Origin of the sequence: Pantoea dispersa (genome assembly GCF_014155765.1) — a bacterium.
Taxonomy (GTDB): domain Bacteria; phylum Pseudomonadota; class Gammaproteobacteria; order Enterobacterales; family Enterobacteriaceae; genus Pantoea; species Pantoea dispersa.
On sequence record NZ_SCKT01000011.1, the window covers coordinates 83678 to 107334 of the forward strand.

Below are 23657 nucleotides of genomic sequence, written 5' to 3' on the forward strand. Positions count from 1 at the left end.
CCTTGGATCACGGGTAGGAGCCGCTTATGAGCCAGAATACGCTGAAAGTTAATGAGTTACACGATGATGCGGAATTCGAGGAGAACGGAGCTGAGGTTTTTGATGAGAAGGCTCTCGTTGAGAACGAACCTGGTGATAATGAAGTAGCTGAAGAAGAGTTGCTGTCACAGGGTGCGACGCAACGCGTTCTGGATGCGACGCAGCTTTACCTCGGCGAGATTGGTTATTCACCACTGTTAACGGCGGAAGAAGAGGTGTTCTTCGCCCGTCGCGCATTACGCGGTGACATTCCTTCTCGTCGTCGCATGATCGAAAGTAACTTACGCCTGGTGGTAAAGATTGCCCGTCGTTATAGCAATCGTGGTCTGGCGCTGCTGGATCTGATTGAAGAGGGTAATCTCGGCCTGATTCGCGCCGTAGAGAAGTTTGACCCGGAACGCGGGTTCCGCTTCTCAACCTATGCCACCTGGTGGATTCGTCAGACCATTGAACGGGCTATCATGAACCAAACCCGTACTATTCGTCTGCCGATTCACATTGTTAAAGAGCTGAACGTTTACCTGCGTACCGCGCGTGAACTGTCGCACAAGCTGGACCATGAGCCGAGTGCGGAAGAGATCGCCGAGCAGCTGGACAAGCCAGTTGATGACGTAAGCCGTATGTTGCGTCTCAACGAGCGCATTACGTCGGTTGATACGCCGTTAGGCGGTGATTCCGAGAAAGCGCTGCTGGATATCCTGGCCGATGAGAAAGACAACGGTCCGGAAGACACCACGCAGGACGATGATATGAAACAGAGCATCGTTAAGTGGTTGTTTGAACTGAATGCCAAGCAGCGTGAAGTGCTGGCACGTCGTTTCGGCCTGTTAGGCTATGAAGCGGCAACGCTGGAAGATGTGGGCCGCGAAATCGGTTTAACCCGTGAGCGTGTCCGTCAGATTCAGGTAGAAGGTCTGCGTCGTCTGCGTGAAATTCTGCAGACGCAGGGTCTGAATATCGAAGCACTGTTCCGCGAATAAGCCGTAGCTGGCAATAAAAACGGTGACCACAAGGTCACCGTTTTTTTATGCCTGTCATTCAGGCCGGCGCGCCGTGCACGCGCCGGTGGCAGGTTACATCAGGGTTTTCAGACGGTAAATCCACTCCAGCGCCTGTTTGGGCGTCAGGCTGTCAGGATCGAGCGCTTCCAGCGCCTCCACTGCCGGCGAGGTTTCCGCCACCAGCAGCGGCAGCTGTGAGCCCTCCACCGTTGAGCCGGCAGAACTGCCCGACAGCGCTTCCAGCTCTTTTAGCTTGTGGCGCGCACGCTTAATCACCTCTTTTGGCACACCGGCCAGCGCCGCCACGGCCAGGCCGTAGCTCTTGCTCGCGGCGCCATCCTGCACGCTGTGCATAAAGGCAATGGTGTCACCGTGTTCTACCGCATCAAGATGCACATTCACCACGCCTTCCATTTTCTCCGGCAGGGTCGTGAGCTCGAAGTAGTGGGTAGCAAACAGCGTCATGGCTTTGATGCGATTCGCCAGGCTTTCGGCACAGGCCCAGGCGAGCGACAGGCCATCATAAGTGGACGTCCCGCGGCCGATTTCGTCCATCAGCACCAGGCTGTTTTCGGTGGCGTTATGCAGAATGTTGGCGGTCTCGGTCATCTCGACCATAAAGGTAGAGCGACCGGAGGCGAGATCGTCGGCGGCACCGACACGGGTAAAGATACGATCAATGGGGCCGATCACCGTCTCTTCCGCCGGCACATAGCTGCCGATCCAGGCCATCAGTGCAATCAGGGCCGTCTGCCGCATGTAAGTACTCTTACCGCCCATGTTGGGGCCGGTAATGATCAGCATGCGACGCTGCATCGAAAGCGACAGCGGGTTAGCAATGAACGGCTCTTTCAGCACCTGTTCCACCACCGGATGGCGACCGGCGGTGATGCGAATCCCGGCTTTCTCCTGCAGCACCGGGCGGCAATAGTTGAGCGTCCAGGCGCGCTCGGCCAGGTTGGCCAGTACGTCCAGTTCTGCCAGCGCCGCGGCGCTCTGCTGCAGCGCTTCGAGGTGCGGCAGCAGGCGATCGAACAGCTCGTCATACAGGCTCTTTTCCAGCGCCAGCGCTTTACCTTTCGACGTAAGGACCTTGTCTTCGTACTCTTTCAGTTCGGGAATGATATAGCGCTCGGCATTTTTCAGCGTCTGGCGGCGGACGTAATGGATAGGCACCAGATGGCTCTGTCCGCGACTGACCTGGATGTAATAGCCGTGCACAGCGTTGAAGCCAACCTTCAGCGTATCCAGCCCCAGTTTTTCGCGCTCGCGAATCTCCAGGCGGTCAAGGTAATCGCTGGCGCCATCGGCCAGCGCGCGCCACTCGTCCAGCTCGGCGTTATAGCCGGGCGCGATAACACCACCGTCGCGCACCAGCACTGGCGGCGATTCAATAATGGCGCTTTCCAGCAGTTCGCGCAGTTCGCTGAAATCCCCCATCCGATCGCGCAGCGCGTTGAGATGGGGCGCGGCCACGCCCGCTAACTGGGTATTGAGTTCTGGTAATTGCTGGAAGGCATGACGCATGCGTGCCAGATCGCGCGGACGCGCGGTGCGCAGCGCCAGACGTGCCAGAATACGCTCCAGATCGCCCACCTGGCGCAGCACCGGTTGCAGTTCTTCGCTCAGCGACTGCAGTTCGGCAATTGATTCCTGGCGGCGCGTGATGGTGGCCACGTCGCGCAGCGGCATATGCAGCCAGCGCTTCAGCATGCGGCTACCCATCGGCGTGACGGTTTTATCCAGTACCGCCGCGAGCGTATTTTCGCTGCCGCCCGCCAGATTCTGGGTGATTTCCAGATTGCGCCGGGTAGCCGCATCCATAATGACGCTGTCCTGCTGGCGCTCCATACTCAGCGAGCGAATATGCGGCAGCGAGGTGCGCTGCGTATCTTTGACATACTGCAGCAGACAGCCCGCCGCGCGCAGCGCCAGATGCGCCTGCTCGACGCCAAAGCCGCTGAGATCGCGCGTGCCAAACTGCAGGTTGAGCTGCTGGCGTGCGGTGTCGATTTCGAATTCCCACAGCGGACGCCGCCGCAGTCCGCGGCGCTGATCAATCAGCGTCATGGCCTGCAAATCCTCCGGATAGAGCAACTCTGCCGGATTGGTGCGCTGCAGTTCGGCCGCCATGGTCTCGACATCGCCCGGCTCGCTAAGGCGGAAACGCCCGGAGCTGATATCCAGCGTGGCATAGCCAAAACCGCGCTGGCTCTGGAAGATGGCTGCCAGCAGGTTATCCTGGCGCTCCTGCAGTAACGCTTCATCACTGATGGTGCCGGGCGTTACGATGCGCACCACTTTACGCTCAACCGGACCTTTGCTGAGTGCCGGATCGCCAATCTGTTCACAGATCGCCACCGATTCGCCCAGCTGCACCAGCTTCGCCAGATAGCCCTCAACGGCATGATAGGGCACGCCGGCCATCGGGATCGGTTCACCGGCGGACGCACCGCGTTTGGTCAGCGAGATCTCCAGCAGCTGCGAGGCGCGTCTGGCATCGTCGTAGAACAGCTCATAGAAATCGCCCATGCGATAAAACAGCAGGATGTCAGGATGATCGGCCTTCAGGCGCAGGTATTGCTGCATCATGGGGGTGTGGCCACTGAAGTCCATTTGCTCTGCTCCTTTCATCTCATTCTCACTCAGGATTCACTCTTTTGATTTCCGCTGGCTGGACAGGGGCAGCCGGGGATGGATGGTTATCACACTGGCGGATAACGAAAGGGCAGATGTTAGCATTTTTGCGCAGCCCGCTTCATCCGCCAGCCGATGTTTCTGGCTGGCGACCATATCAAATTGCGACAGGCGGTAAAAAGCAAATTTTACGCGGCGGGGAAAACTGTGGAGCCAGCACGCAAATCCGGCGCTTAGCCGCGGCCGGGTGAGGCCGCTGCCGCGCTACAGGTGAGCGTCAGTTCGGTCAGTGCACCCCTTACCTCAGCGGCGTTTTCATTACCTGACCAGAGATAGGGCTGGTCATAACTGCAGAATCACAACGGGCGTAAATTTACGACATTGCTCTGTAAGTCGCTTCGTTGAACGATTACCATGAGCATTCGTGTTTCATCTGGCTTATGGATATCCGATGCGTTTTAAGGTTGCTCTTCTTCCGCTTATTTGTTTGCTTGCTGCCTGCAGCAGTAAGCCCGCCCCCCAGCAGCAATCCGCCGTTGTGCCTGCACCGAAAGGGGGGTTTTTACTGGAACCTTCTCACGCCATTCAGCCGATGTTTGGCGACTTTGCCGGTAATCCGGCGGCGGAACAATTTATCGATCAGATGGTGGCGAAGCACGGTTTCAACCGCGACCAGCTGCATGCGGTCATTGGTCAGGCGAAGCGACTGGATTACGTGCTGCGCCTGATGGATCAGCAGGCGCCGAGCTATACGCCGCCGAGTGGGCCGAACGGCGCGTGGATTCGCTATCGCAATAAATTTATCACCCCGGATAACGTGCAGAACGGCGTCGCCTTCTGGAATCAGTATCAGGGTGCGCTGCAGCGCGCCCAGCAGGTGTATGGCGTACCGCCGGAGATCATTGTCGGGATTATCGGGGTGGAAACACGCTGGGGTCGGGTGATGGGCAAAACCCGTCTGCTGGATGCGCTGGCGACGCTCTCGTTTAGCTATCCGCGCCGTGCCGCTTACTTCAGCAGTGAGCTGGAGACCTTCCTGCTGATGGCGCGCACCGAGCAGGACGATCCGCTGGATCTGCGCGGCTCTTTCGCCGGTGCCATGGGTTACGGCCAGTTTATGCCATCCTCCTATAAGCAGTATGCGGTCGATTTTAATGGCGACGGCCACATCAATCTGTGGGATCCGGTGGATGCCATCGGCAGCGTTGCCAACTACTTCAAAGCGCATGGCTGGCGTTCCGGTGAAAACGTCGCCGTGCCCGCCAGCGGTCAGGCACCGGCGCTGGAGAACGGTTTCAAAACCTCTTATTCAGTGAATACGCTGGCGGCCAGCGGTCTGGCACCGCAGGGTTCGCTGGACGGCAACAGCCAGGTCAGCCTGCTGCGGCTGGATCTCGGCACCAGCTATCAATACTGGTACGGTCTGCCTAATTTCTACGTGATCACTCGCTACAACCACAGCACGCACTATGCCATGGCGGTGTGGCAGTTGGGGCAGGCGGTCGCCCAGGCGCGTCAGGGCAACATGCTTTAATACTGTCCTTATAAAGTATGAGGGTATAAGATGGCGCCCGTTTTGCGGTGCCTTCTTCATCGCATACCGACCACTGAGGAATATGTATGACGACTTTACCTGCCTGCCCGGCCTGCCAGGCAGATTACACCTGGCAGGAGGGTGAAAACCTGAACTGCCCCTCCTGCGGCCATATCTGGTCCGCCAGCGCGGATGACAGCAGCGAAGGGCTGGTGGTGCGCGATGCCAACGGTAACCTGCTGGCAGATGGCGATAGCGTAACTGTAGTGAAAGATCTCAAGGTGAAAGGCAGCTCTTCCACCCTGAAAATCGGCACTAAAGTGAAAAGCATCCGTCTGGTTGAAGGTGACCACAATATCGATTGCAAAATCGACGGCTTCGGTCCGATGAAACTCAAATCTGAGTTTGTGAAAAAGAACTAATTGCAGGACGGCCATGCGCCGTCCTGTTGCTTTTCCCCGCAGGATGCGGAAGTAATGACACCCGCATCCTGCGCGCTATCACCACGCCTGAGCCTGCAGCACCTGACTCCGCTGCGCCATCCACACTTTTTCTGCAACCGCACTTTTCTCTTCGCGCCTCGCGCAGCAAAACAGGTAGTGTGTGACTCTTCCACACAGACAGGAGCGTTGCTATGCAAGACTGGAATCCCCAGCTGTATCGTCAGTTTGAATCTGAGCGTACGCGCCCGGCACAGGAGTTGCTGGCGCGTATTCCCGTCAACGAGGTGCGCTTTGCTACGGACCTGGGATGTGGCCCGGGCAACAGCACGGAACTGCTGGCGCAGGCCTGGCCGCAGGCGTACATCGCCGGCATCGACAGCTCTGAGGCGATGCTGGAACAGGCGCGGCAACGCCTGCCGGACTGTGATTTTCGTCAGGCCGATATCCGCAGCTGGCAGCCTGAGCAGCCGCAACAGGTCATTTATGCCAACGCGTCGCTGCAATGGCTGACCGACCACGAAACCTTGTTGCCGCATCTGGTAAACCAGCTGGCACCGGGCGGTGCACTTGCGGTGCAAATGCCGGATAACCTGCAGGAGCCGTCGCATCGTCTGATGCGTGAGGTGGCGGCCAGCTCACGCTGGCAGGCGCATATTTCGCCTCAGGCGGCAGAACGCAAACGCCTGCTGAGCAGCGATCGCTACTATGATTTATTAGGCGATGCAGGCTGTCAGGTCGATATCTGGCGCACCACTTACTATCATCCGATGGCGGATGCGCAGGCGATCATCAGCTGGCTGCGTGCCACCGGGCTGCGTCCGTTCCTTGCCGCGCTGGATGAGGCGCAGCAGGCTGACTTTTTACACGACTATCATCAGGCGCTGCTGCCCGCTTACCCGACGCGTAGTAATGGACAGGTTTTGCTGGCCTTTCCGCGTTTATTTATGGTGGCGGTGAAAACGCGCTGACCCTGCCGGAACGCAGTGCGCAAAATGCGACGGCGGCGGTTGAAAAGGGCTTGTCGCCGCACCATTTACTGCTAACGTGAAGCGCCACAACAGGAGAAGGCGATGAACGACGAACAACTTCAGCAGCTCAGCCGCCGTATTGGCGAACAGCTCAGGCATCGTCAGGCGACGGTGACGGCGGCGGAGTCCTGTACCGGCGGCTGGATTGCCAAGGTATTTACCGACATCAGCGGCAGTTCTGCCTGGTTTGAGCGCGGCTTCGTTACCTATAGCAATGAGGCCAAGCAGCAGATGGTTGGCGTGCAGGCGGCGACGCTGGCGCAGCATGGTGCCGTCAGTGAGCAAACGGTACGCGAAATGGTGACCGGCGCCTGTGCCGCGGCCGGCGCTGGCTACGGTATTGCGGTGAGCGGCATCGCCGGACCAGATGGCGGCACGGCTGAAAAGCCGGTCGGTACCGTCTGGTTTGCGCTGGCGGGTCCGGAGGGCCGCGTGCTGGCACAGCGCCAGCAGTTTGCCGGCGATCGCGATGCTGTCCGGCGTCAGTCGGTCAGCTGGGCGCTGCAGGCGCTGCTGGATGAATTTCTGACAAATTAAACTTGATACTGTATGACTATACAGTATAATTAGCGGCAACAGAACGAGCAGGCATACACGGTGCCCGCTCACCCGGCATGATTAGGAGTGGAAATGGCGATTGACGAGAACAAACAGAAGGCTTTAGCTGCCGCGCTGGGCCAGATTGAGAAACAATTTGGTAAAGGCTCCATCATGCGCCTGGGTGAAGACCGCTCGATGGATGTTGAAACCATCTCTACCGGCTCCCTGTCGCTGGACATCGCGCTGGGCGCGGGTGGCCTGCCAATGGGCCGTATCGTTGAGATCTACGGACCTGAGTCCTCCGGTAAAACCACGCTGACCCTGCAGGTCATTGCTGCTGCGCAGCGTAAAGGCAAAACCTGTGCCTTTATCGATGCCGAGCACGCGCTGGATCCGGTATACGCCAAGAAACTGGGCGTCGACATTGATAACCTGCTGTGTTCGCAGCCGGATACCGGTGAGCAGGCGCTGGAGATCTGTGATGCGCTGGCCCGTTCTGGTGCGGTAGACGTGATCATTGTTGACTCCGTGGCGGCGCTGACGCCGAAAGCGGAAATCGAAGGTGAAATCGGTGATTCGCACATGGGTCTGGCTGCGCGTATGATGAGCCAGGCGATGCGTAAGCTGGCGGGCAACCTTAAGCAGTCCAACACGCTGCTGATCTTCATCAACCAGATTCGTATGAAGATTGGTGTGATGTTCGGTAACCCGGAAACCACCACCGGTGGTAACGCCCTGAAGTTCTATGCCTCCGTACGTCTGGATATCCGCCGTATCGGTGCCATTAAAGAGGGCGACGAAGTGGTGGGGAGCGAAACCCGCGTTAAAGTGGTGAAGAACAAAGTGGCAGCACCGTTTAAGCAGGCTGAGTTCCAGATCATGTACGGTGAAGGCATCAACACCTTCGGCGAGCTGGTTGACCTCGGTGTGAAGCACAAACTGGTGGAAAAAGCCGGTGCGTGGTACAGCTACAACGGCGATAAAATCGGCCAGGGTAAAGCGAACGCTACCAACTTCCTCAAAGAGAATCCGGCGATTGCCAATGAGCTCGACGTTAAGCTGCGTGACATGCTGCTGACCGGTGCAACGGCAGAAGCGGCAACAGCGGATAGCGCGGCTGATAAATACGAAGAAGCCAGCGAAACCAACGAAGATTTCTAATCATACCCACGGGAGCAGCAATGCTCCCGTTTTGCTTTTTCCCGCCCGTGCTTTTCCTCTCTGCCTTCTTGCTTTACCCTGCGCAACAGTCACAACAAGGTAATCCTATGTCATCGACCTCATCACAGGCTCCGCAGCCAACCTTTTCCCGGGTACTCGATCGTGCCATGCGTATTTTGTCGCAGCGCGACCATAGCCGCGACGAGCTGAAACGCAAACTGCAGCTGAACAATCAGCGTGCGGCCTGGCTACAGCAACAGGAGAGCCAGCCGATACCGGAAGCGCTGCTGGAGAAAGTGCTCGACTGGTGTCAGGAGAATGGCTGGCTCAACGACCAGCGTTTTACCGAACACTTTATTCAGAGTCGCGCGCGCAAAGGCTATGGTCCACAGCGGGTGCGCATGGAGCTGCAGCAAAAAGGCATCGACCGTGATGAGATCAACCAGGCGCTGTTCGATAGCGAGGTTGACTGGAGCCAGTGCGCGGCCGAGGTCGCTAAACGTAAATTCGGCGAACCGCTGCCGCAAAGCTGGGCGGAAAAAAGCAAAGTCCAGCGCTTTCTGATGTCGAAAGGCTTTATGATGGAAGACATTCAGGCGATTTTCAGAAATATTGACGACTGAAAGGCGATGGGATTTTACTTCCCATTGAAGAAAATTTATCTTATTCCCACTTTTTGTTCCTCAGTCAGTGGCGGGCCGGGCGCATGCGGTTTGCCAGCGAAAGGGAACGTTCGTTAGCGTGATTCCAGGAATTTTATGAGCAAGAGCACTGCTGAGATCCGTCAAGCGTTTCTCGACTTTTTTCATAGCAAGGGACATCAGGTTGTAGCCAGCAGCTCCCTCGTACCAAACAACGATCCGACGTTGCTGTTTACTAACGCCGGCATGGTGCAATTTAAAGACGTTTTCCTTGGTCAGGACAAGCGCGATTATTCGCGTGCCACCACGTCGCAGCGCTGCGTGCGTGCCGGCGGTAAGCACAATGACCTGGAAAACGTCGGCTACACCGCGCGTCACCACACCTTCTTTGAAATGCTGGGCAACTTCAGCTTTGGCGACTACTTCAAGAAAGAAGCCATTGCCTACGCCTGGGAACTGCTGACGGGCGAGCAGTGGTTTAAGCTGCCGAAAGAGCGTCTGTGGGTAACCGTATACGAAACCGATGACGAAGCCTTTGAAATCTGGGCCAATGACATCGGCGTACCGCGCGAACGTATTATCCGCATTGGCGATAATAAAGGCGGTGCTTACGCCTCTGACAACTTCTGGCAGATGGGTGACACCGGCCCTTGCGGTCCGTGCACCGAAATCTTCTACGATCACGGCGACCATATCTGGGGCGGCCCTCCGGGCAGTCCGGAAGAAGATGGCGATCGCTATATCGAAATCTGGAACATCGTGTTCATGCAGTTCAACCGTCAGGCCGACGGCACCATGCAGCCACTGCCGAAACCGTCGGTGGATACCGGTATGGGCCTTGAGCGTATCGCCGCGGTACTGCAGCATGTGAACTCCAACTATGAAATCGATCTGTTCGCGAAGCTGATTAACGCGGTGGCGCAGGTAACCGGCGCCACCGATCTGAACAATAAATCACTGCGCGTGATCGCCGACCACATCCGTTCATGTGCCTTCCTGATTGCCGATGGTGTCATCCCGTCGAATGAAAACCGTGGCTATGTGCTGCGCCGCATCATTCGTCGCGCGGTGCGTCATGGCAACATGCTGGGCGCGAAAGAAGCCTTCTTCTACAAACTGGTGGCTCCGCTGATCGAGGTGATGGGCGCAGCAGGTGAGGATCTCAAGCGTCAGCAGAAGCACGTTGAGAACGCCCTGAAAAATGAAGAAGAGCAGTTTGCTAAAACGCTGGAGCGTGGCCTGGCACTGCTGGACGACGAGCTGGCGAAGCTGAAAGGCGACACCCTCGACGGCGAAACGGTTTTCCGTCTGTATGACACCTTCGGCTTCCCGGCGGACCTGACTGCTGACGTATGCCGTGAGCGCAACCTGAAGATTGACGAAGCAGGCTTTGAAGCGGCGATGGAGCAGCAGCGTCAGCGTGCGCGTGAAGCCAGCGGCTTCGGTACCGATTACAACACGGTTATCCGCTTTGATACGCCGACTGAATTCAAAGGTTACGACCACCTCTCGCTCGAGGCGACGGTGCAGGCGCTGTTTGTGGACGGCCAGCAGGTTGAGCAGGTAGCTGCCGGGCAGGATGCGGTGGTGATTCTGGATCAGACACCGTTCTACGGTGAGTCCGGCGGCCAGGTGGGCGATACCGGCACTCTGACCGGGCAAAAGGCTGAATTTAGCGTGCAGGATACGCAAAAATATGGCAAAGCCTTTGGTCATATCGGTAAGCTACGTCAGGGTCAGCTGCGGGTGGGCGATCGCCTGCAGGCGCAGGTTGATGAAGTGCGTCGTTCGCGCATCATCCTTAACCACTCCGCGACGCATCTGATGCACGAAGCGTTACGCGAAGTGCTGGGCGATCACGTTGGCCAGAAAGGCTCGCTCAACAACGACAAGTACCTGCGTTTTGACTTCTCACACGGCGAAGCCATGAAGCCGCAGCAGATTCGTGCGGTTGAGGATATCGTTAACGCCCAGATTCGCCGCAACCTGCCTATCACCACTAACGTGATGGACCTGGAAGAGGCGAAAGCGCTGGGCGCCACCGCGCTATTCGGTGAAAAGTACGATCAGCGTGTGCGCGTGGTCAGCATGGGCGAGTACTCCATTGAGCTGTGTGGCGGTACGCACGCGGCCCGTACCGGTGACATCGGCCTGTTCCGCATTCAGGGCGAAGCCGGCACGGCGGCGGGTATTCGCCGTATCGAAGCGGTGACCGGTGAAGCCGCGATTGCACAACTGCACGCGCAGAGCGATCAGCTGAGCGACATTGCTCAGGTGGTGAAAGCCAACCACAGTAATCTGAACGAGAAAGTGCGCGGACTGGTAGAAAACGTGCGTGCGCTGGAGAAAGAGCTGCAACAGCTACGCGATCAGCAAGCGGCGCAGGAAAGCGCTTCACTGAGTAGCAAAGCGGTTGAGGTGAAGGGCGCGAAACTGCTGGTAAGCGAACTCAGCAATGTCGAGCCAAAAATGCTGCGCACGATGGTGGACGATCTGAAAAATCAGCTTGGTTCTGCTGTCATCGTACTGGCAACCGTTGCAGAAGGTAAGGTGTCGCTGATTGCTGGCGTCACCAAAGATCTGACCGATCGGGTGAAGGCCGGTGAGCTGATTGGCGAACTGGCTGCGCAGGTCGGCGGTAAAGGCGGCGGGCGTCCGGACCTGGCGCAGGCTGGCGGAACCGACGCCCAGGCACTTTCTGGCGCGCTGGCTGGCGTGCCGGAGTGGGTGAGTAACCGGCTGTAACGAAATAAAATTAAGCATCGTGAAGAGCGCCAGGAACATCTGTTTCGGCGCTTTTTAACGCGGTGTGCACCAGGTAATGACAAAGTCCGGTTGATGTAGTGTATTTCGGCTAAACTAACTATCAGCAGAATGTATTGGCATGGCAGAACACAATGGTGTATTTGTCATAGGCATTGTTCAGCGTTATATGATGGATATGGCCGGGAGACCGAACAGGCCCGACTCTTTTAATCTTTCAAGGAGCAAAGAATGCTTATTCTAACTCGTCGAGTTGGTGAAACCCTCATGATTGGTGATGAGGTAACTGTAACGGTGCTGGGTGTTAAGGGTAACCAGGTCCGCATAGGCGTAAACGCGCCAAAAGAAGTGTCGGTTCACCGTGAAGAGATCTATCAGCGCATCCAGGCTGAAAAAACACAGATTACACCTCAATAACGTATTCAGTGCCTCGCTATGTGGCGAGGCGCTACCGCTTCTCTTCCTCCCGTCGTTGTTTTTATCCGTTCACGCTCTCCTGATTTTTACGCGAATTATGTCGGCTGCCGCACGCTTTTACTGTTGATAAATCACTCTTTTTGTCGGCAAAACATGCGGATTGCACGTCATTTGCGCAATCAAACCTGAATCGGTAAAAAGTCGGGAAAAATTGTTTGACTTATAAGTCCGGGAAAGTAATATGTGCGCCACGCAGTGCCGATGAGCGGAAACAAAGTTCAAAAGCACGGTTTGCAAGAACGCGTAAGGTGAGGTGGCCGAGAGGCTGAAGGCGCTCCCCTGCTAAGGGAGTATGCGGTCAAAAGCTGCATCCGGGGTTCGAATCCCCGCCTCACCGCCATTTTCCGATGCATCCATAGCTCAGCTGGATAGAGTACTCGGCTACGAACCGAGCGGTCGGAGGTTCGAATCCTCCTGGATGCACCATCTTTTTCAGGATGGAAAGTGCCTCAGTGGGTCATGAAGCGATAAGCTTTCAGGGCGTACTAAGGAGGATAACGTTGCTTCAGCAACGGCCCGCAGGGTGAGGCGCAAGCCGAATAATCCTCCTGGATGCACCATCTTCGGATATGGTATTTACTTCAGAGTAGTAAGAGTGAACGAGTAGTTCCTTTCATGGTGAGTTGTTAGCACCCTGCGTTGTACAAGAATCATTTAATGCATCCATAGCTCAGCTGGATAGAGTACTCGGCTACGAACCGAGCGGTCGGAGGTTCGAATCCTCCTGGATGCACCATCTTCTCCGAGATGGAAAGTGCCTCAGTGTGTCATGATGCGATAATCGTTCAGGACGTACTAAGGAGGATAACGTTGCTTTAGCAACGGCCCGTAGGGTGAGGCGCAAGCCGAATAATCCTCCTGGATGCACCATTCTTTGTATTATTCCCAGGTTGATTTCAGTCAGTCCATCGTAAGAAAATCTCTCAATGCATCCATAGCTCAGCTGGATAGAGTACTCGGCTACGAACCGAGCGGTCGGAGGTTCGAATCCTCCTGGATGCACCATCTTCTCCGAGATGGAAAGTGCCTCAGTGTGTCATGATGCGATAATCGTTCAGGACGTGCTAAGGAGGATAACGTTGCTTCAGCAACGGCCCGAAGGGTGAGGCGCCAGCCGAATAATCCTCCTGGATGCACCATTCTCTATGTTATTCTCAAGTCTGTTCAGTATGTTCATCGAAAGAAAATCTCAATGCATCCATAGCTCAGCTGGATAGAGTACTCGGCTACGAACCGAGCGGTCGGAGGTTCGAATCCTCCTGGATGCACCATCTTCTCCGAGATGGAAAGTGCCTCAGTGTGTCATGATGCGATAATCGTTCAGGACGTACTAAGGAGGATAACGTTGCTTCAGCAACGGCCCGCAGGGTGAGGCGCCAGCCGAATCATCCTCCTGGATGCACCATCAAATAAAAAGCAAACTGCCCTTGTGCGCTGTTCCGCTTCATTCTGACCCGATTCAACATCCGCATTCCGAAAGATTTTCTCACGCGCCGTCTCCATCAAAAAATCACTGCATTTACCGCCATTTATCGCCGGTCGCGCGCTCTGACCTTATTCTGAAAACGAAAATTGCTAATGCTTTCAAAGCATTTGCGGTTAAGCCTGCCTGGCGACAACCTGAGCGCATTACGCTAAAGTAATGGCTCATTTTGTGGTGTTAATGGAGTCACAATGTACGACCACTATGACGCCCTGATTTTCGATATGGACGGCACCATTCTTGATACCGAGCCGACACATCGAAAAGCCTGGCAGCAGGTGCTGAGCCGCTATGGTTTCACCATGGACGAAGCAAAGATGGTGGCATTCAACGGGGCACCCACCTGGCAACTGGCCCGCTACATTCTGGAACAGAATCAGGCGCAGCACGATCCGCATCAGCTGGCGGCAGAGAAAACGGCGGCATTGAAAGCGATACTGCTCGAAGACATACGTCCGCTGCCGCTGATGCAGGTGGTCAAAGCCTATCACGGTCGCCGTCCGATGGCGGTTGGCACCGGCAGCGAACACAGCTTAGCCAAAGCGCTGCTGGAAGCGCTCAACGTTTATCATCTGTTTGATGCGGTAGTCGGGGCGGACGATGTCCAGCGTCATAAGCCGCAGCCTGATACCTTCTTACGCTGTGCGGAGCTGATGGGGGTTGCGCCTGCGCGCTGCGTGGTATTCGAGGATGCTGACTTTGGCGTGCAGGCGGCTAAAGCGGCGGGCATGGATGTGGTTGATGTCCGTTTACTGTGAATGAATTTCTGACGTATGGATCGTTATTCGGCAGTAGCTTTCTGAGTGCAACGCTGCTTCCGGGCAGCTCAGAAGCGGTGCTGATTGCGTTATTGATCGCCCAGAAAGGGTCGGTCTATGGATTGTTACTGGCTGCATCAGTGGGAAACACGCTGGGCGGCCTGACCAACATTCTTCTTGGTCGCCTGATGCCAGCAACAGGGCAGGGGCGATGGCACGACACAGCAATGACGTGGCTACAACGATGGGGACCCGCAGCGCTGCTGTTTAGCTGGCTGCCAGTGGTGGGCGATTTACTCTGCGTGCTCGCAGGGTGGTTGCGCTTCTCCTGGCTGCCCTGCGTGCTGTTTCTCGCCCTGGGTAAAACGCTGCGTTATATCGTTATCGCGACCGCCACTTTACAAGGTATGCAATGGTGGCATTGATTCGCACAGATTCGAGGCTACGGTTAACATTATGCTGAACAAAAATAAATTATTCACACAGCGGGAGGTTAATGTGATCCCGGACGTATCAAAAGCGCTCTCCTGGCTGGAAGCGCATCCCGACGCGTTAAAGGGTATCGGCCGTGGCATTGAACGTGAAACACTCCGCGTCCAGCCGAATGGTCATCTGGCTACTACTGGCCACCCTGAATCGCTGGGTTCAGCGCTGAAGCACGACTGGATTACCACCGATTTTGCTGAAACGCTGCTGGAGTTCATCACCCCGGTGGATCAGAACATCGATCGCTCCCTGGCATTTCTGCGCGACATCCACCGTCACGTGGCGCGCGAGCTGGGCGACGAGCGCATGTGGCCGTTCAGTATGCCGGGCTATGTTGAAGATGTGGACAACATTGAGCTGGCGCAGTACGGCAGCTCCAATATCGGCAAAATGAAAACCCTGTATCGTCAGGGGCTGAAAAACCGCTACAGCGCGCTGATGCAGATTATTTCTGGCGTGCACTATAACTTCTCGCTGCCGCTGTCGTTCTGGCAGGAGTGGGCGGATGTCAAAGACGCGGAGAGCGGCAAAGAGACCATCTCGGCCGGCTATCTGCGCCTGATTCGCAACTACTATCGCTACGGCTGGGTGATTCCTTATCTGTTTGGCGCTTCGCCAGCCATCTGCTCTTCCTTCCTGCAGGGACGGGAAAGTAAGCTGCCGTTCGAAACCAACGGCGATGGGACGTTGTGGCTGCCGTATGCCACTTCGCTGCGCCTGAGTGATTTGGGCTACACCAATAAATCACAAAGCGGGCTGGGTATTACTTTCAACTCGCTGGAAGGGTATGTCGCTGCGCTGAAAGCGGCGATCAAAACGCCGTCTGCCGAATATGCGGCGATGGGCACCAAAGACGCGGAAGGCAACTGGCTGCAGCTCAATACCAACGTGCTGCAAATCGAGAACGAACTGTACGCACCGATTCGTCCGAAACGCGTGACCCGCTCGGGTGAGGCGCCGTCCGATGCGCTGCTGCGCGGCGGCATTGAGTACATTGAAGTGCGTTCGCTGGACATCAACCCGTTCTCTGCCATCGGTGTGGACGCCGATCAGGCGCGCTTCCTCGATCTGTTCCTGATTTGGTGTACGCTGGCCGATGCGCCGGAGATGAGCGCAGATGAGCTGCTGTGCAGCCGGAAAAACTGGAACCGCGTGGTGCTGGAAGGGCGCAAGCCGGGTCAGGTGATCGGCGTGGGCTGCAGTGATACGGAACATCTGCTGGTTGATGTCGGTAAAGCGCTGTTTGCCGATCTGCGCCGGGTGGCTGAAGTGCTGGATAGCAACGACGGCAGCACGCAATATCAACAGGTTTGCGATCAACTGGTAGCGTCGTTTGACGATCCTGAGCTAACCTATTCGGCGCGCATTCTGCAAGCCATTAAAGAGCAGGGGCTGACCGGAGCCGGCGTGGCGCTGGCCGAGCAGTATCGTCATCTGCTGTGCGAAGAGCCGCTGGAAATTCTCACCGAAGCCGATTTTAGCCGTCAGGCGCAGGAGTCAGTGCTGAAACAGCAGCAGCTGGAGCAGAGTGATACACTGGATTTTGCCAGCTATCTGGCAGGTCGCGAAGGCTAGAAAAGAAAATGGCCACATCACTGTGGCCTAAATTAACATCTCTGTTGTCAGGGATGATGATAACAAATGCGCGTCTTTCATATATTCAGACGTTGGGCGAACAGAAAAGTTTCATCGTTTTAAAAAAAATCTCAAAACAGGAGGTGACGTATGCCACTACTGGATAGTTTTACTGTTGATCACACCATCATGGGCGCGCCAGCGGTACGCGTGGCGAAGACCATGAACACTCCGCATGGCGATACCATCACCGTTTTCGATCTGCGTTTCTGCCGTCCGAATATCGACATCCTGACCGAACGCGGCATCCACACGCTGGAGCACCTGTTCGCGGGCTTCATGCGTAACCACCTCAACGGTGACGGCGTGGAAATCGTCGATATCTCACCGATGGGCTGCCGCACCGGCTTCTACATGAGCCTGATTGGTACGCCAGACGAGCAGCGCGTGGCAAAAGCGTGGAAAGGCGCGATGGAAGATGTGCTGAAGGTAAAAGATCAGAACCAGATTCCGGAACTGAACGAATACCAGTGCGGCAGCTACAAGCTGCACTCGCTGGACGAAGCGCAGCAGATTGCGCGCAACGTGCTGGCGCACGACATTGGCGTCAACCGTAACGAAGATCTGAAGCTGCCGGCTGAAAAGCTCAAAGAGCTGCAACTCTAGTTGCCGCTTCAGCCATAAAAAACGCCGCGATTATCGCGGCGTTTTGTTTTTATCGTCTCAGGAACCGATGGACGCTTTCAGCGGCTGATGCGGCGTGATGCGCACCTGCTTCACCATGTTGTCCTGCACATCAAGAATATCAATGTCGTAATGGCCAACCTGTACTTGCGTGTCCATCTGCGGGATCTCTTCCAGCGCTTCCAGCAGCATACCGTTGATGGTGCGCGCTTCCTCTTCCGGCAGCGTCCAGTTGAAGGCCTTATTGATTTCCCGCACGTTGGCGCTGCCTTCAATCAGCACCGAACCGTCGTTTTGCGGCATCACTTCTTCGGCCAGTGACGGTGACATGGAGGTGGTAAAGTCGCCGACGATCTCTTCCAGAATATCTTCGATGGTAACCAGTCCTTTGATGTCGCCGTACTCATCGATCACCAGCCCCACTTTCTTCTTATTGCGCTGGAATTTTACCAGCTGCACGTTAAGAGGCGTACCTTCCGGCACGTAGTAGATTTCATCGGCAGCGCGCAGCAGTCGCTCTTTATTGAACTCTTTTTTCTCAGCCATCATGCGCCACGCTTCGCGCACGCGCAGCATGCCTACGCTATCGTCCAGTGAGTCGCGGAACAGCACAATACGGCCATGCGGTGAGTTGCTGAGCTGACGCTCGATGGACTTCCACTCATCGTTGATATTGATGCCGACGATCTCATTGCGCGGCACCATGATGTCGTCAACGTTGACCTTCTCAAGGTCCAGCACCGACAGCAGCATGTCCTGGTTGCGGCGCGACATCAGCGAGCGGGATTCATATACGATAGTGCGCAGCTCTTCTTTGCTGAGGGCGGAGTTAATCGACCCTTCGGTCTTAATGCCCACCATGCGCATCAGAATGCGGGTAATGGTATTGAGCAGCCACACCAGCGGCAGCATCACGTACTGCAGCGGCGCCAGCAGAAAACTGCTGGGGTACGCGACTTTTTCCGGATAGAGCGCCGCGACGGTTTTAGGCAGCACTTCGGCAAACACCAGCACCACGAAGGTCAGCACGCCGGTGGCGATGGCTACGCCGGCATCGCCGTACAGGCGCATACCGACAATGGTGCCGAGCGCCGAGGCGAGAATATTCACGAGGTTGTTGCCGATCAGCACCAGGCTAATCAGACGGTCGGGGCGACGCAGCAGTTTCTCAACGCGACGCGCGCTGCGGTTGCCGCTTTTGGCTTTGTGGCGCAGTTTGTAGCGGTTGAGCGTCATCATGCCGGTCTCTGAACCCGAGAAGTAAGCCGAGACCAGCACCATAATGATCAGCGTGATAATGAGCGTGGTGGTTGAAACATGTTCCAACGCAAAAATTCCTTTAGTGAGAGGTGAGCAGGTGCTGCAGAACGCGGCTGCCGAAATAGGCCATGGTCAGCAGCAGCGCACCGCCGCAGTTGAACCACACCACACGGCGACCGCGCCAGCCTTCATGATAGTGGCCCCACAGCAGCACGATGTAGACAAACCAGGCGATAATCGACAGCACTGCTTTATCAATGTTTTCCGGGCTGAACAGGTTATTCATAAAGAACAGGCCGGTGCACAACACCAGCGTCAGCAATACCACGCCAATCTGCGTGATGTGGAACATCTTACGCTCGATGCTGAGCAGCGGCGGCATATCCTGGGTAAACGTCAGCTTTTTGTTCTTTAACTGATAGTCGATCCACGCCAGCTGCAGCGCATACAGCGCCGCGATGATCAGCGTGGCATAGGCAAACAGCGACAGACCGATGTGCACCATCATGCCTGGCGTGGTCTCAAGATGGGTGATAAAGGCGTTTGGCACAAAGGTGGCGAAGGCCAGATTGATCAGCGCAAAACTGTAAACAATCGGCAGCAGCAGCCAGCCGCGATTGCGCGACGCAACGATAGTCATGATGGCGCAGATGAGCAAACTGACCAGCGAACCAATATTCAGCAGGCTAAGATTTTGTCCATTATCGACGGCAAATATGCGTTGCTGTAGCGCTACCGCATGGGCAATCAGCGCCACGCAGGCGGATAACACGGCAAAACGCCGCCAGCCGCTGTTGCGTTTCAGCAGGCTCGGAATGATCAATGCAAGACTGAGAGAGTAGGCGAACAGCGCCACGATCGCGAAAACGAACATAGATCCTTTCAGGTGTCGGTCAGATAAGGAAAAAAGCAGTATAGCGCCAGCGGCAGCAGGCTCCAAACGATCTCACGGTCAATTGCAGAGATCGGCCTGGCTTCGTGTTATAATCCGCCGCATTGTGTCGCCCTGGCGGCCTCGCTACGCTATTAAGTGAGAGAGCATGTTTGATAATTTAACCGATCGTTTGTCGCAAACCCTGCGCAATATCAGTGGCCGCGGAAGGCTGACCGAAGACAACATCAAAGATACGCTGCGCGAAGTGCGTATGGCGCTGCTGGAGGCCGACGTTGCGCTGCCGGTAGTGCGCGATTTCATTAACCGCGTGAAAGAAGCCGCGGTGGGGCAGGATGTAAACAAAAGCCTGACGCCGGGTCAGGAGTTTATCAAAATCGTGCGCAACGAACTGGTTGCGGCGATGGGGGCCGAAAATAACGCGCTGAACCTCAATGCTCAGCCGCCGGCCGTGGTGCTGATGGCGGGCCTGCAGGGTGCCGGTAAAACCACCAGCGTCGGTAAGCTTGGTAAATTCCTGCGCGAAAAGCACAAGAAAAAGGTGCTGGTGGTGTCTGCGGACGTCTACCGCCCGGCGGCGATCAAACAGCTGGAAACCCTGGCGCAGCAGGTCGGTGTGGATTTCTGTCCGTCCGACCTCAGCCAGAAGCCGGTGGATATCGTTAACAACGCGCTGAAAGAAGCCCGTCTGCAGTTCTACGATGTGCTGCTGGTGGATACCGCCGGTCGTCTGCACGTTGACGAAGCGATGATGGATGAGATCAAACAGGTGCACGCCGCGATCAATCCGGTTGAAACGCTGTTTGTCGTCGATGCCATGACCGGCCAGGATGCCGCCAATACCGCGAAAGCGTTCAACGAAGCGCTGCCGCTCACCGGTGTGATCCTGACCAAAGTTGACGGCGATGCGCGCGGCGGTGCGGCGCTGTCGATTCGTCACATCACTGGCAAGCCAATCAAATTCATGGGGATGGGCGAGAAGACCGATGCGCTGGAAGCGTTCTATCCGGACCGTATTGCATCGCGCATTCTCGGCATGGGCGACGTGCTGTCGCTGATTGAAGATATCGAGAGCAAAGTTGACCGCGAGCAGGCGGAAAAGCTGGCGAAGAAGCTGAAAACCGGCGACGGCTTTGATCTCAACGACTTCCTGGAGCAGCTTAAGCAGATGCGCAACATGGGCGGCATGGCCAGCCTGATGGGCAAACTGCCGGGCATGGGCCAGCTGCCGGATAACGTTAAATCGCAGATGGATGACAAAGTGCTGGTGCGCATGGAAGCCATCATCAATTCGATGACGCGCAAAGAGCGTGAGAAGCCAGAGATCATCAAAGGTTCGCGTAAGCGCCGTATCGCTACCGGTTCCGGTATGCAGGTGCAGGACGTCAACCGGCTGCTGAAGCAGTTTGATGATATGCAGCGCATGATGAAGAAAATGAAGAAGGGCGGCATGGCCAAAATGATGCGTGGCATGAAAGGCATGATGCCGCCAGGATTCCCCGGCCGCTAAGGCGACACAGCCCGAACCAGAAAAGTGAGACACTCAGGTTGCTTTTTGCGCCAAAATGAGTAAAATTTTCGGGCTTTTTATATTGCACCCGGGCCCCGTTCCTCGATGGGGCCCGGTTGTTTTATTAACTAAAGAGGATGTTATGGTAACCATTCGTTTGGCACGTCACGGCGCTAAAAAGCGTCCGTTCTATCAGGTCGTCGTCACTGACAGCCGCAATGCTCGCAACGGTCGTTTCATCGAGCGCGTAGGTTTCTTCAACCCGATCGCTTCTGGTCAGGCTGAAGGTCTGCGTCTGGATCTGGACCGTATTGAGCACTGGGTTGGCCAGGGCGCAACGCTTTCTGATCGCGTTAACGCGCTGATCAAAGAAGCAAAAAAAGCAGCTTAATCTGTCACGGTGGTGAGCATGAGCAGTAAACCTGCCGCACAGCCTCCCGTTAACCCAATCATTCTGGGCAAAATGGGTGCCGCTTACGGAATTCGGGGTTGGCTCAAAGTGTTTTCCTCCACTGAAGACGCTGAAAGCATCTTCGACTATCAACCCTGGTTTATCCAGCGCGCCGGTCAATGGCAGCAGGTCGAGCTTGAGGGTTGGAAGCACCACAATCAGGACCTGATCATCAAAGTCAAAGGCATTGACGATCGGGACGCTGCAGCACAGTTGACCAATTGCGAAATTACGGTTGACTCCACGCAGCTGCCGGCGCTGGAAGAGGGCGATTACTACTGGAAAGACCTGATGGGTTGCAAAGTGGTAAACCTCGACGGCTACGAGATGGGCAAAGTCATTGATTTGATGGAGACCGGCTCGAACGACGTTCTCGTCGTAAAGGCAAACCTGAAAGATGCATTCGGTGTACAGGAGCGGTTAATACCGTTTCTTGATGAACAGGTTATCAAGAAAGTCGATCTCGCTACTGGCACCATTGAAGTAGACTGGGATCCTGGTTTTTGATCTCCGGACAATCCGGTAACGTAACGGCGAACGCGATGTGGATTGGTGTTATTAGCCTGTTTCCAGAGATGTTTCGCGCTATTACCGAGTACGGGGTAACTGGCCGGGCAGTAAAAAATGGCCTGCTCAACATAGAGAGCTGGAGTCCACGCGACTTCACGCACGACCGGCACCGTACCGTGGACGATCGTCCTTACGGCGGCGGACCGGGTATGTTGATGATGGTGCAACCCTTACGGGATGCTATCCACGCAGCGAAAGCGGCGGCGGGAGAAGGCGCTAAGGTGATTTATCTTTCACCTCAGGGTCGCAAACTTGACCAGCAAGGCGTTTGCGAACTGGCGACCAGCCAGAAGTTAATTCTGGTTTGCGGTCGTTATGAAGGGATAGATGAGCGTGTGATTCACACTGAGATTGATGAAGAATGGTCAATCGGTGATTACGTGCTCAGTGGCGGTGAGCTGCCAGCGATGACGTTAATTGACTCGGTCGCCCGGTTTATTCCTGGCGTGCTGGGGAAACAGGCGTCAGCCGATGAGGATTCGTTCTCGGAAGGTTTGCTGGATTGCCCGCACTATACCCGACCTGAAGTGTTAGAAGGGATGGAGGTTCCGCCAGTTCTGCTGTCGGGCAACCATGCCGATATTCGCCGCTGGCGCCTGAAACAGTCGCTGGGCCGTACCTGGCTAAGAAGACCTGAACTTCTGGAAAACCTGGCTCTGACTGAAGAGCAAGCAAGGTTGCTAAGTGAGTTCCAGCGGGAACATCAGCAGCAACAAAACGATGAGGTGGAAGAGTAATCTTCCCTGACTATCAGTTTACCCAGGATAAGAGATTTAATTATGAGCAACATTATCAAGCAACTTGAACAAGAGCAGATGAAACAGGACGTACCTTCCTTCCGTCCGGGTGATTCCGTGGAAGTGAAAGTATGGGTCGTTGAAGGTTCTAAGAAACGTCTGCAGGCATTCGAGGGCGTGGTTATCGCTATTCGTAACCGCGGTCTGCACTCTGCATTCACTGTTCGCAAGATTTCTAACGGCGAAGGCGTTGAGCGTGTCTTCCAGACTCACTCTCCGGTAATTGACAGCATTACTGTCAAACGTCGTGGTGCTGTGCGTAAAGCCAAACTGTACTACCTGCGTGAGCGTACCGGTAAGTCAGCTCGTATCAAAGAGCGTCTTGGCGCGTAAGCGACATCCCAAAGTTAATAGCAAACAAGGGGTTGGCCATAAGGCCAGCCCCTTTTTTATGGGCGTCTGAGGTGATAGATCGCCGTGTTGACCGGACCGCTCTCCAGCACAATCAACCCGTAGCGGTAATCCACAAATGAGAAGCCGCTGCGCAGGGCCACGGCGCGGCTGGCGTGATTCTCTTCTGCAGCAAGAATCTCCAGCACAGCAATATGTGGCTGGGCGAACGCCAGATTCACCAGCTGTGCCACCGCCCGGCGGGCAACGCCCTGTTGCTGCTCCTCGCTGCGAACCCAGTAGCCCAGCGCACTGAACTCACCGGGCTGGCGCGCATAACGTAAGCCAGCACCGCCCAGCAACCGATCGTTGCCATCAACAATCGCGAACTCTTCAGCTTCACCCTTTTGACGCTGCAGATGGGTGAAATTGATCCAGCTGACGGCTTCACCGACGCTGTAATCCGCATGTGCCCATACCATCCACGGCTGCAGGCTGCCCAGAGACTGATTAACGGCATGCGTAAACGCTTCGGCATCCTGCAGAATAAAGGGACGCAGGGTGACTTGAGGGATGGACATAAAGCGATCCTGAATT

The 23657-nt window shown here is 55.8% G+C and carries 22 protein-coding genes and 5 tRNA genes; 23 read left to right on the top strand and 4 right to left on the bottom strand.

Annotation, left to right across the window (positions count from 1 at the left end):
- Positions 1-26: 26 nt before the first annotated feature.
- Positions 27-1019 (top strand): RNA polymerase sigma factor RpoS, encoded by a 993-nt coding sequence (gene rpoS / locus H7K56_RS21550; RefSeq protein ID WP_021507339.1) that lies wholly within the window; start codon positions 27-29, stop codon positions 1017-1019.
- A gap of 93 nt (positions 1020-1112) precedes the next feature.
- On the opposite strand, the gene mutS is transcribed toward rpoS, so the two are convergent.
- A complete protein-coding gene (mutS, locus tag H7K56_RS21555) occupies positions 1113-3656 on the bottom strand; it encodes a DNA mismatch repair protein MutS (protein ID WP_058776001.1) in 2544 nt (847 codons plus the stop codon).
- Between the two features lie 472 nt (positions 3657-4128).
- Here mutS and mltB point away from each other — a divergent pair, with 472 nt between their 5' ends.
- The 17 genes from mltB to luxS all read left to right on the top strand — a co-directional run bounded on the left by mltB (position 4129) and on the right by luxS (position 17232).
- A complete protein-coding gene (gene mltB, locus H7K56_RS21560; protein WP_150361130.1) occupies positions 4129-5211 on the top strand; it encodes a lytic murein transglycosylase B in 1083 nt (360 codons plus the stop codon).
- A gap of 86 nt (positions 5212-5297) precedes the next feature.
- Entirely contained in the window at positions 5298-5633 is a 336-nt protein-coding gene (locus tag H7K56_RS21565) for a zinc ribbon domain-containing protein YjdM (RefSeq protein WP_021507336.1), read from the top strand.
- A 212-nt stretch (positions 5634-5845) separates the two neighbouring features.
- Positions 5846-6622, top strand: a complete 777-nt coding sequence (gene tam, locus H7K56_RS21570; protein WP_136546977.1) for a trans-aconitate 2-methyltransferase — start codon at positions 5846-5848, stop codon at positions 6620-6622.
- Positions 6623-6724: 102 nt separating this feature from the next.
- Positions 6725-7219 carry a nicotinamide-nucleotide amidase gene (gene pncC / locus H7K56_RS21575; protein WP_058776003.1) on the top strand — a complete coding sequence of 165 codons (495 nt, stop codon included), beginning with the start codon at positions 6725-6727 and terminating at the stop codon, positions 7217-7219.
- Between the two features lie 93 nt (positions 7220-7312).
- Positions 7313-8383 (top strand): recombinase RecA, encoded by a 1071-nt coding sequence (recA, locus tag H7K56_RS21580; protein WP_021507334.1) that lies wholly within the window; start codon positions 7313-7315, stop codon positions 8381-8383.
- Between the two features lie 167 nt (positions 8384-8550).
- A complete protein-coding gene (locus H7K56_RS21585) occupies positions 8551-9006 on the top strand; it encodes a regulatory protein RecX (protein WP_104189679.1) in 456 nt (151 codons plus the stop codon).
- Positions 9007-9141: 135 nt separating this feature from the next.
- Positions 9142-11769: an alanine--tRNA ligase gene (gene alaS / locus H7K56_RS21590; protein ID WP_150361131.1), complete on the top strand. Its 2628-nt coding sequence runs from the start codon at positions 9142-9144 to the stop codon at positions 11767-11769.
- 249 nt (positions 11770-12018) lie between these two features.
- The gene (csrA, locus tag H7K56_RS21595; RefSeq protein WP_058759760.1) at positions 12019-12204 is read left to right on the top strand and encodes a carbon storage regulator CsrA; all 186 of its coding nucleotides are present in this window, start codon (positions 12019-12021) and stop codon (positions 12202-12204) included.
- Positions 12205-12511: 307 nt separating this feature from the next.
- Positions 12512-12604: transfer RNA gene (locus tag H7K56_RS21600), tRNA-Ser, on the top strand.
- A gap of 9 nt (positions 12605-12613) precedes the next feature.
- Positions 12614-12690, top strand: a tRNA-Arg gene (locus tag H7K56_RS21605).
- A 233-nt stretch (positions 12691-12923) separates the two neighbouring features.
- Positions 12924-13000 (top strand) — tRNA-Arg (locus H7K56_RS21610).
- A 192-nt stretch (positions 13001-13192) separates the two neighbouring features.
- Positions 13193-13269 (top strand) — tRNA-Arg (locus H7K56_RS21615).
- Between the two features lie 189 nt (positions 13270-13458).
- A tRNA-Arg gene (locus H7K56_RS21620) sits at positions 13459-13535 on the top strand.
- A gap of 403 nt (positions 13536-13938) precedes the next feature.
- Positions 13939-14505 carry a fructose-1-phosphate/6-phosphogluconate phosphatase gene (yqaB, locus tag H7K56_RS21625; protein ID WP_021507331.1) on the top strand — a complete coding sequence of 189 codons (567 nt, stop codon included), beginning with the start codon at positions 13939-13941 and terminating at the stop codon, positions 14503-14505.
- A complete protein-coding gene (locus tag H7K56_RS21630) occupies positions 14502-14930 on the top strand; it encodes a YqaA family protein (protein WP_021507330.1) in 429 nt (142 codons plus the stop codon). The genes yqaB and H7K56_RS21630 overlap by 4 nt, the downstream gene beginning before the upstream one ends.
- 31 nt (positions 14931-14961) lie before the next feature.
- Positions 14962-16566 carry a glutamate--cysteine ligase gene (gene gshA / locus H7K56_RS21635; protein ID WP_150361884.1) on the top strand — a complete coding sequence of 535 codons (1605 nt, stop codon included), beginning with the start codon at positions 14962-14964 and terminating at the stop codon, positions 16564-16566.
- Positions 16567-16716: 150 nt separating this feature from the next.
- Positions 16717-17232 (top strand): S-ribosylhomocysteine lyase, encoded by a 516-nt coding sequence (gene luxS / locus H7K56_RS21640; RefSeq protein ID WP_010617126.1) that lies wholly within the window; start codon positions 16717-16719, stop codon positions 17230-17232.
- A 57-nt stretch (positions 17233-17289) separates the two neighbouring features.
- Here luxS and H7K56_RS21645 read toward each other — a convergent pair whose 3' ends face one another.
- Both H7K56_RS21645 and H7K56_RS21650 read right to left on the bottom strand, forming a co-directional pair.
- Positions 17290-18576: an HlyC/CorC family transporter gene (locus H7K56_RS21645; RefSeq protein ID WP_021507328.1), complete on the bottom strand. Its 1287-nt coding sequence runs from the start codon at positions 18574-18576 to the stop codon at positions 17290-17292.
- 13 nt (positions 18577-18589) lie between these two features.
- Positions 18590-19384, bottom strand: a complete 795-nt coding sequence (locus H7K56_RS21650; RefSeq protein WP_010617128.1) for a cytochrome C assembly family protein — start codon at positions 19382-19384, stop codon at positions 18590-18592.
- Positions 19385-19550: 166 nt separating this feature from the next.
- On the opposite strand from H7K56_RS21650, the gene ffh reads away from it, so the two are divergent.
- The 5 genes from ffh (at position 19551) to rplS (ending at position 23063) form a co-directional block, all read left to right on the top strand.
- Positions 19551-20912, top strand: coding sequence for a signal recognition particle protein (gene ffh / locus H7K56_RS21655; protein WP_021507327.1), 1362 nt, complete (start codon positions 19551-19553; stop codon positions 20910-20912).
- 142 nt (positions 20913-21054) lie between these two features.
- Positions 21055-21303 carry a 30S ribosomal protein S16 gene (gene rpsP / locus H7K56_RS21660; protein WP_007893313.1) on the top strand — a complete coding sequence of 83 codons (249 nt, stop codon included), beginning with the start codon at positions 21055-21057 and terminating at the stop codon, positions 21301-21303.
- Positions 21304-21321: 18 nt separating this feature from the next.
- On the top strand, positions 21322-21870 hold the full coding sequence (rimM, locus tag H7K56_RS21665; RefSeq protein WP_021507326.1) for a ribosome maturation factor RimM: 549 nt from the start codon (positions 21322-21324) through the stop codon (positions 21868-21870).
- Positions 21871-21905: 35 nt separating this feature from the next.
- Entirely contained in the window at positions 21906-22670 is a 765-nt protein-coding gene (gene trmD / locus H7K56_RS21670; protein WP_021507325.1) for a tRNA (guanosine(37)-N1)-methyltransferase TrmD, read from the top strand.
- Positions 22671-22712: 42 nt separating this feature from the next.
- Positions 22713-23063, top strand: a complete 351-nt coding sequence (rplS, locus tag H7K56_RS21675) for a 50S ribosomal protein L19 (RefSeq protein WP_021507324.1) — start codon at positions 22713-22715, stop codon at positions 23061-23063.
- 56 nt (positions 23064-23119) lie between these two features.
- On the opposite strand, the gene H7K56_RS21680 is transcribed toward rplS, so the two are convergent.
- Complete coding sequence (locus H7K56_RS21680; protein ID WP_150361885.1) at positions 23120-23641, bottom strand: GNAT family N-acetyltransferase; 522 nt, start codon at positions 23639-23641, stop codon at positions 23120-23122.
- Positions 23642-23657 lie beyond the last annotated feature (16 nt).

Excerpts from the sequence above, each read along its gene's own strand:
- rpoS (WP_021507339.1), top strand. The coding sequence starts at position 27 with ATGAGCCAGAATACGCTGAAAGTTAATGAGTTACACGATGATGCGGAA.
- mutS (WP_058776001.1), bottom strand. The coding sequence starts at position 3,656 with ATGGACTTCAGTGGCCACACCCCCATGATGCAGCAATACCTGCGCCTG.
- mltB (WP_150361130.1), top strand. The coding sequence starts at position 4,129 with ATGCGTTTTAAGGTTGCTCTTCTTCCGCTTATTTGTTTGCTTGCTGCC.
- H7K56_RS21565 (WP_021507336.1), top strand. The coding sequence starts at position 5,298 with ATGACGACTTTACCTGCCTGCCCGGCCTGCCAGGCAGATTACACCTGG.
- tam (WP_136546977.1), top strand. The coding sequence starts at position 5,846 with ATGCAAGACTGGAATCCCCAGCTGTATCGTCAGTTTGAATCTGAGCGT.
- pncC (WP_058776003.1), top strand. The coding sequence starts at position 6,725 with ATGAACGACGAACAACTTCAGCAGCTCAGCCGCCGTATTGGCGAACAG.
- recA (WP_021507334.1), top strand. The coding sequence starts at position 7,313 with ATGGCGATTGACGAGAACAAACAGAAGGCTTTAGCTGCCGCGCTGGGC.
- H7K56_RS21585 (WP_104189679.1), top strand. The coding sequence starts at position 8,551 with ATGCGTATTTTGTCGCAGCGCGACCATAGCCGCGACGAGCTGAAACGC.
- alaS (WP_150361131.1), top strand. The coding sequence starts at position 9,142 with ATGAGCAAGAGCACTGCTGAGATCCGTCAAGCGTTTCTCGACTTTTTT.
- csrA (WP_058759760.1), top strand. The coding sequence starts at position 12,019 with ATGCTTATTCTAACTCGTCGAGTTGGTGAAACCCTCATGATTGGTGAT.
- yqaB (WP_021507331.1), top strand. The coding sequence starts at position 13,939 with ATGTACGACCACTATGACGCCCTGATTTTCGATATGGACGGCACCATT.
- gshA (WP_150361884.1), top strand. The coding sequence starts at position 14,962 with ATGCTGAACAAAAATAAATTATTCACACAGCGGGAGGTTAATGTGATC.
- luxS (WP_010617126.1), top strand. The coding sequence starts at position 16,717 with ATGCCACTACTGGATAGTTTTACTGTTGATCACACCATCATGGGCGCG.
- H7K56_RS21650 (WP_010617128.1), bottom strand. The coding sequence starts at position 19,384 with ATGTTCGTTTTCGCGATCGTGGCGCTGTTCGCCTACTCTCTCAGTCTT.
- ffh (WP_021507327.1), top strand. The coding sequence starts at position 19,551 with ATGTTTGATAATTTAACCGATCGTTTGTCGCAAACCCTGCGCAATATC.
- rpsP (WP_007893313.1), top strand. The coding sequence starts at position 21,055 with ATGGTAACCATTCGTTTGGCACGTCACGGCGCTAAAAAGCGTCCGTTC.
- rimM (WP_021507326.1), top strand. The coding sequence starts at position 21,322 with ATGAGCAGTAAACCTGCCGCACAGCCTCCCGTTAACCCAATCATTCTG.
- trmD (WP_021507325.1), top strand. The coding sequence starts at position 21,906 with ATGTGGATTGGTGTTATTAGCCTGTTTCCAGAGATGTTTCGCGCTATT.
- rplS (WP_021507324.1), top strand. The coding sequence starts at position 22,713 with ATGAGCAACATTATCAAGCAACTTGAACAAGAGCAGATGAAACAGGAC.
- H7K56_RS21680 (WP_150361885.1), bottom strand. The coding sequence starts at position 23,641 with ATGTCCATCCCTCAAGTCACCCTGCGTCCCTTTATTCTGCAGGATGCC.